We start from the raw sequence: 6,055 nt of genomic DNA, 5'->3' as shown, positions 1-6,055 counted from the left end.
GGCCCGGGCCGGAGGTGGCCGAAGGCCAGGGCGAAGCCCCAAAGCCTCCGGGGTGGGCCTGCCGCAGGGCCTGCAGGCCACCCCTGTCAAGCGCCTCCCCCACACACCACGGGACGGCCGGCACACACCCCACCCCGACACCGGCCCACCCACACAGCCGCACCCACCCAACCCACCCAAACCCCACCCACACAGCCGCACACCACCCAGCCCCACCCCAACCAAACAGCCCCACCCGCCCCGAACCGGCTCACCCCAGCTGACGTGCGAGGGTGTCCCCGCATGGGCGAGGCACCGCCCGGCTGACACGCGGGGACCCGGGCGGACGCCGGTCGAACTCCGGGCGTACGCTGTATGGCTGTCAAGCCGCCCCTGCCGCTCCCCCGCGACGTCGCGGCCTGTGGCCGAAGTACACGCGCCGGAGCCGGGGAGTCCCGTTTTGCTTGAGATGGTGGGGTCGTTGACCGCGTCCCCCTGGATCTACGCCCTCGTCGTCCTCTCCGTACTCCTGGACGTCTTCCTGCCCGTCCTGCCGAGCGGCGTCCTCGTGATCACCGCCGCGGCCGCGGCAGCCGCCGCCGGGGCGGCCGTGGGCGGCGCGGGGGCCGCCGTCGCGGAAGCCGGGACCCGGGTCGCGCCGCCGGGGCCCGACATCCTCCTCCTGCTCCTCTGCGCGGCCGCCGCATCGGTCCTCGGCGACCTGGCCGCGTACCGGCTGGCCCGGCGCGGCGGCCCCCGCCTGGACCGCGCCATCGCGCGCTCGCGCCGCCTGACGCAGGCCCAGGAACGACTCGGCCTCGCCCTCAGCCGGGGCGGCGGCGCCCTGGTGGTGATCGCCCGGTTCGCGCCGGCCGGTCGCTCGGTGGTGTCACTGGGCGCGGGTGCGGCGCGGCGCGAGATCCGGAAGTTCCTGCCGTGGTCGGCCCTGGCGGGGCTGGCGTGGGCCGGCTACAGCGTGGGGCTCGGCTACTTCGGCGCGCAGTGGCTGGGGGCGACCTGGCTGGGTACGGCCGTCTCCCTCGTGGCCCTCTTCGCGGCGGGCGGCCTGGCCGCGTACCTCATCCGCCGCCCCCGCCGCACGCCGGCGACCAGCTGACACGGCGAACCCGCAGGCTCACGAGCCACGAACCCGCGACGCACGACCAACGACGACCACCACCCCCCACCCATAACCCACAACCCACAACCCACAAACCCCTACCTCCGACCCCGCGCCCCACCCCACGCCCCCATCCCCGCCCTTCCCGCCCTCCCCGCGACACGCCGCCACCTCCCCCACCCGGCGGATCCTCCTCACCCGTTCACTCGACCCCGATCGCCACGCGGCGCCGCCGCTCCTAGCGTCCAAAGCACGGTGCGCGACGAATCCCGCGTCACATCCGTGCCCTGGCCGCACCGTTCCCGAGGAGTTCGGGGAGTACGAGGAGTGCGAGGAGTTCCGCCATGCGTCTCAAGAAGGCCGCGGCCGCCACCGTCCTGACCGCCGTCACCGTCATGCCCCTGGCCCTCGGCCTCGCGGGCCCGGCCGCCGCCGACGACCCCTTCGACCGCGGCGAGCAGAGCGACCCCTTCGACCGAGGTGAACGGGGCGACCCGGACACCGGCCGGGACCCCTTCGGCCCCGGCAACGACCGCGACCCCGACAGCGGCCGGGACCCCTTCGACCGCGGCGAACAGGGTGACCGGAACGACTGGAACGACTGGAACGACCAAGGTGATCGAGGCGACCGCGGCGACCGCGGTGACCAGGGCGACCGAGGCGACCGAGGCGACCGAGGCGACCAGGGAGACCGGAACGACCGGGGCGACCGCGGTGATCGAGGCGACAGGGACGACCGCGACAACGGCCGGAACGACAACCTCAGCCCCATCGCCAGCGTCTCCCCCAGCACCGCTGCCCCGGGCCAGCGCGTGACGCTCAACGTCAACGGCTGCGGCACCCGCACCGGCACCGCCTCGTCGAGCGCCTTCGGCACCTCCCGGCTGTCCCCCGGCGGTCGCGCCGCCGATGACCTCTCCGGCAGCGCCACGGTCTTCGCCAACCTCACCCCCGGCTCGTACCCGGTGACGTTCCAGTGCGACGGCCTGGGCGGCCGCCGCGTCACGATCACCCTGCGCGTCGGCCCGGGCGCGGCCCGCGGCGGGCTCGGCGGCAGCATCGGCGAGATCAGCCCCGGCCAGATCGCGGTGGGCGGCGCCCTCGTGGCCGGTGCGCTCGGCGCGGGCTTCTGGTACTTCCGCCGCCGCACGGGCAGCAGGTCGTAGCCGCCCGGGGCGGCAGGCGGGGCGCCCCGTACGCTCGCGGCATGCACACCACTCTGACGGAGCACGCCCGCTGCCTGTACGGCGACGAGTACGGTCCGAAGCCCGTCTGTGACCGCGAGCACGCCGAGTTCTACTTCACCGAGGAGCTGACGTTCGCCGACGCGGACACGATCCTCGCGATGCTGGACGCCTTGTGCCCGCAGATGGTCGACGGGTTCCTCCCCGTGTGGATCCGCAACCTCGCCTACCGGCTGGTCCTGCTCCAGCGGCCCGACGAGCCGGCGCTCATGCGGCGGGCGGCGCTGAACCTGGAGCTGTACGGCCCGTCCTGGGACGACATCGCGGAGGACCTGTACGCCCGGGCCGACGCCATCGAGGCCGCCGGCCACCCCGCGGCGGCCCCGCCCGAGAACGCCTGCGGAGCCCCGGCCCCGGATCCCGCGTAGCCCCGGACCGGGGTACCCGGTAGTGACCCTGCGTGATCGGCACGGCACCCCGGAACACCCGGCGCCCGGCCCGTAGCACCAGCTCAGACCTACGCGCTCGCGACGGCGGCGACGGAGGCGTCGCCGTGGGCGTGAGCATGCCCATCGCCGGGGGCCTTCTTCGCTCCCCGCACCTCGATCCCGTCCAGCAGGTCGCGCGTGGCCTCGGCAACGGCCTCCACCGCACGTTCGAAGACCTCGCGGTTGTGGGCCGCGGGCGCGCGGAACCCGGACACCTTCCGCACGTACTGCAACGCGGCCGCTCTCATCTCGTCCTCGGTGGCCTTCTCGGGGATGGCGGGCGGACGCAACGTCTTGATACTCCGGCACATACTCCGATTGTGCGCCCCACGGCAGGCGGCCGAAGGGCGAACCGGCCCAAACGAACCCGCCGCGCACCACCCTGCCTAACCCACCCCCCCCAGCCCAGCCACGGCCACAGCCACAGCCACAGCCACAACGTCCGCTTACCGCGGCGACGCCCCGCCCCCACCCCCACCCGAGCCCCCACCCGAAGGAGGCTCGTGCCACATCCCCATCCCCTCCACCGCCCGCATCTCCGGCGTGAGGTGCCGCCCCTCCCGCTCGGCTGCCTCGGGGTGGCGCGCCCGCCAGTACGGGTTGTCGTGTGGGAGCGCGCTACCCACCCGTCCGTACATCCCGAACCACATCAACATCACGCCCACCACGAAGCTGAACAGCACGTTCTGGATCTTGAACGCCAGGAAGTTCAGGCCGGTGTCCAGCAGCGCCAGGTTGATGAACCCGCTCGCGATGAAGGCCAGCCCCAGCACGATGTTGAGCGACGAGGCGAAGTTCCCGCCGATGACCATGCCCACGATCAGCAGCAGCCCCACGCAGATCGACAGCACGCTCAGCGCGCCATTGGTGTTGAGGCCGGCGACCTTGTCGCCGCCCGTGCTGAAGAAGCCGATGTTCTGGGTCAGCCCGAGCACCCCGAACACGATCAGGAACAGGCCCATGAGGCCCGCACCGACCCGGTAGACCATGCTCAGTTTGTGGTCCACGGGCAGGTGCTCGTCGAGCCGGGCGCCGATGCCGATCGGGCGCCGGATGCGTACCGCGTGAGTGGCCATCGCGGCCTCCTCGGGTCGGGCCGCCGTTCGGGCGTACGTACGTCGAGTCGTACGGACCCCGGCGACGCGCCATCGCACGCACCCGGCCCGTACCCGCGGCGGAACCACCGCACCTCCCAGCATCCGCCGCCCACGCACCCCGTACAACCGCGCCGCCCCGGCACAGCGACGCAGACCGGAGGACGGGGGACGGCGGACCGAGGACAGCGGACCGGGGAGACCGGCCCAAAGCCGAGGAAGCCGAAGAAGCCGAAGAAGCCGAAGGCACCAGCACCAGCACCAGCACCAGCACCAGCACCACTAACGCCCCGACGGCCCCGGGCCACCCCTCTGGGACCGGATCTCGTTGACCACCCGACCGACCGCCTCCCGCACGGCCTCCGTCTCCCGAAGGAAGTGCCAGTAGTCGGGGTGCCGGCCGGCAAGGCCCGCCACCGCCCCGTCGAGCCGGGCCACCGCGTCGTCGAGGGGGCGGGCGTGGCGCGCTTCCGGGACGCTGCGGCCCTCCATCGCCAGCCGCTGCGCGTCCCGGACCACGAACCTGGTGCGGTCGATCTCCTCCTGCGGGTCCTTGGCCACCGCGTCGAGGACCCGCAGCCGCTCACCCGCGGCCGAGACCGCCTCGTCGACGGAGTCGAGGAGCGCCCGCACCGTGGCGAACAGGGCCGTGGCCTGCGCCCAGTCCTGCGCCTGCCGCGCGACCCCCGCCTCGGCCAGCCGCTCCTCGGCCTGGGCCACCTGCTGCGCCGCCGCGTCCGGCACGTGCTGGAGGTCCTGCCAGCAGGCGGCACTGAAACGCCGCCGCAGCTCGCTCAACACCGGGTCGACCCGGTCGGCGCGGTTGCGCAGCGCCTGGGCGCGCGTCCGCAGACTGACCAGCCGGCGGTCCATCTCCGCGGCCCGTTCCGGCAGCCGCTCCGCCTCCACCTTGATCGTCCCGGCTTCCCGCGCCAGCCGGTCGGCGCGCTGCACCGTCTCCTGCACCCCATGCCGGGCCGCACCTTCGTTGAGCAGCGTCAGCTCCGGACCCAGTGCCGCCAGCCGCGCCGCCAGGTCATCGGCCCGCATGCCCGTCGCCCGCACCGCGTCGAGGGCCTCGCTCGCCCCCAGCAACGCCGCCCGCGCCCGCTCCCGCGCCGGGGCCACCAGCGCCAGCTGCGACGCCGCGTGCTGCAGCAGCGGCTCCAGGCCCTGCGCGAAACGGTCGAGCTCCCCCTTGACCCGTACGAGCTCCTCGCGCGCCCGCTCCAACTCCCCGCGGGCCCGGCCGGCCACCCCGGCGTCCAGCTCGGGACGGTCCAGGTCGTACCGGTCGACGGTCTCGATGTAGAGGTGACTGACCTGGTCGATCCGCTGCCCGAGCGCCTCGAACCCGTCCCGGGCCTGCCGCGCGGCCGGCGACCCGTCCGCCGCGGCGATGGTCTCGATGGAGATCCGCAGGTCCCGCTGGGCGGTGTCCAGCTCGTAGAAGGCCGCCGCGGCCTCGTCCTTGGCGGCCTGCGCCGCGGCCCGCCGGCTCTCGTCCCGCCCACCGAACCACCGCCGGGATGTCGCCGTCACAGTCCCTCTCCCGTACGCCTCCGCCATGCCCGGTTCATTCTCCCCCACCAGAACGCGTTTGCGTCAGGGGCGTACGGGCCCTGTAGGCTGTCTCCTCGTTCACGGGTGCGTAGCTCAGGGGTAGAGCGCTGCTCTTACAAAGCAGATGTCGGCGGTTCGAAACCGTCCGCGCCCACCAGCGCAAAGGCCCCCAGCCGATCTTGGCTGGGGGCCTTTGTTGCGTACCCGTGCCGCGCGTCGTGGAGCCGGACAGGCTTGCCGGCGGATGTCGGCGGTTCGGTTCCTCTCTCCGGCCCGTTCCCGTCGCCGATCCGGAGGGCGCGGGAAATCGGGTCCGAACAGTGATGTGCACAGCGGTCCCGGTCGGAGCCCGGCGGGCGCATACTGGGCGCAATGACAAAGCCAGCTGCACCGAAGCGCCATCTGCCGAGCAGCCCCTTCAAAGCCCCGACCGCGCCGCCCCCCAAGCACTTCGCTATGGGCGACCAGGTCACACACGACGTGTACGGACTCGGCCGAGTGATCGGCGTCGAGGACGGAATCGCCATGCTCGTCGATTTCGGCTCGGCGCGAGAGCGGATCTTGAGCCCGTACGCCAAGATGACCAAGCTGTAGGACCGTTGTCCCAGACCTCGGAACGACAGCGCC

At 73.4% G+C, this 6,055-nt stretch carries 7 protein-coding genes and 1 tRNA gene; 5 read left to right on the top strand and 3 right to left on the bottom strand.

Going from position 1 to position 6,055, the window contains the following annotated elements; genetic code table 11:
- Positions 1–439: 439 nt before the first annotated feature.
- From ACIQCH_RS22945 to ACIQCH_RS22935, 3 genes are all read left to right on the top strand, one after another.
- Positions 440–1,096 carry a DedA family protein gene (locus tag ACIQCH_RS22945; RefSeq protein WP_402583595.1) on the top strand — a complete coding sequence of 219 codons (657 nt, stop codon included), beginning with the start codon at positions 440–442 and terminating at the stop codon, positions 1,094–1,096.
- A 347-nt stretch (positions 1,097–1,443) separates the two neighbouring features.
- A complete protein-coding gene (locus ACIQCH_RS22940) occupies positions 1,444–2,265 on the top strand; it encodes a hypothetical protein (protein WP_402583593.1) in 822 nt (273 codons plus the stop codon).
- Positions 2,266–2,306: 41 nt separating this feature from the next.
- A complete protein-coding gene (locus ACIQCH_RS22935; protein ID WP_402583591.1) occupies positions 2,307–2,711 on the top strand; it encodes a hypothetical protein in 405 nt (134 codons plus the stop codon).
- An 89-nt stretch (positions 2,712–2,800) separates the two neighbouring features.
- Here the strand turns inward: ACIQCH_RS22935 and ACIQCH_RS22930 are convergent, their stop codons facing one another.
- The 3 genes from ACIQCH_RS22930 to ACIQCH_RS22920 all read right to left on the bottom strand — a co-directional run bounded on the left by ACIQCH_RS22930 (position 2,801) and on the right by ACIQCH_RS22920 (position 5,434).
- Positions 2,801–3,082: a DUF2277 domain-containing protein gene (locus ACIQCH_RS22930; RefSeq protein WP_402583589.1), complete on the bottom strand. Its 282-nt coding sequence runs from the start codon at positions 3,080–3,082 to the stop codon at positions 2,801–2,803.
- Between the two features lie 135 nt (positions 3,083–3,217).
- Positions 3,218–3,847: a DUF4383 domain-containing protein gene (locus ACIQCH_RS22925; protein WP_402583587.1), complete on the bottom strand. Its 630-nt coding sequence runs from the start codon at positions 3,845–3,847 to the stop codon at positions 3,218–3,220.
- A gap of 300 nt (positions 3,848–4,147) precedes the next feature.
- Complete coding sequence (locus tag ACIQCH_RS22920) at positions 4,148–5,434, bottom strand: hypothetical protein (RefSeq protein WP_402583585.1); 1,287 nt, start codon at positions 5,432–5,434, stop codon at positions 4,148–4,150.
- 76 nt (positions 5,435–5,510) lie between these two features.
- Between ACIQCH_RS22920 and ACIQCH_RS22915 the strand changes: the two genes are divergently transcribed.
- A tRNA-Val gene (locus ACIQCH_RS22915) sits at positions 5,511–5,585 on the top strand.
- Positions 5,586–5,800: 215 nt separating this feature from the next.
- Positions 5,801–6,022, top strand: a complete 222-nt coding sequence (locus tag ACIQCH_RS22910; protein ID WP_402583583.1) for a hypothetical protein — start codon at positions 5,801–5,803, stop codon at positions 6,020–6,022.
- Positions 6,023–6,055 lie beyond the last annotated feature (33 nt).

It is taken from the genome of Streptomyces sp. NPDC093225, from assembly GCF_044753805.1.
Taxonomy (GTDB): Bacteria; Actinomycetota; Actinomycetes; order Streptomycetales; family Streptomycetaceae; genus Streptomyces.
Note: the sequence above shows the minus strand (reverse complement) of the source record. Positions and strands in the feature narration are given on the sequence as shown.

Excerpts from the sequence above, each read along its gene's own strand:
- ACIQCH_RS22940 (WP_402583593.1), top strand. The coding sequence starts at position 1,444 with ATGCGTCTCAAGAAGGCCGCGGCCGCCACCGTCCTGACCGCCGTCACC.
- ACIQCH_RS22935 (WP_402583591.1), top strand. The coding sequence starts at position 2,307 with ATGCACACCACTCTGACGGAGCACGCCCGCTGCCTGTACGGCGACGAG.
- ACIQCH_RS22930 (WP_402583589.1), bottom strand. The coding sequence starts at position 3,082 with ATGTGCCGGAGTATCAAGACGTTGCGTCCGCCCGCCATCCCCGAGAAG.
- ACIQCH_RS22925 (WP_402583587.1), bottom strand. The coding sequence starts at position 3,847 with ATGGCCACTCACGCGGTACGCATCCGGCGCCCGATCGGCATCGGCGCC.
- ACIQCH_RS22920 (WP_402583585.1), bottom strand. The coding sequence starts at position 5,434 with ATGGCGGAGGCGTACGGGAGAGGGACTGTGACGGCGACATCCCGGCGG.
- ACIQCH_RS22910 (WP_402583583.1), top strand. The coding sequence starts at position 5,801 with ATGACAAAGCCAGCTGCACCGAAGCGCCATCTGCCGAGCAGCCCCTTC.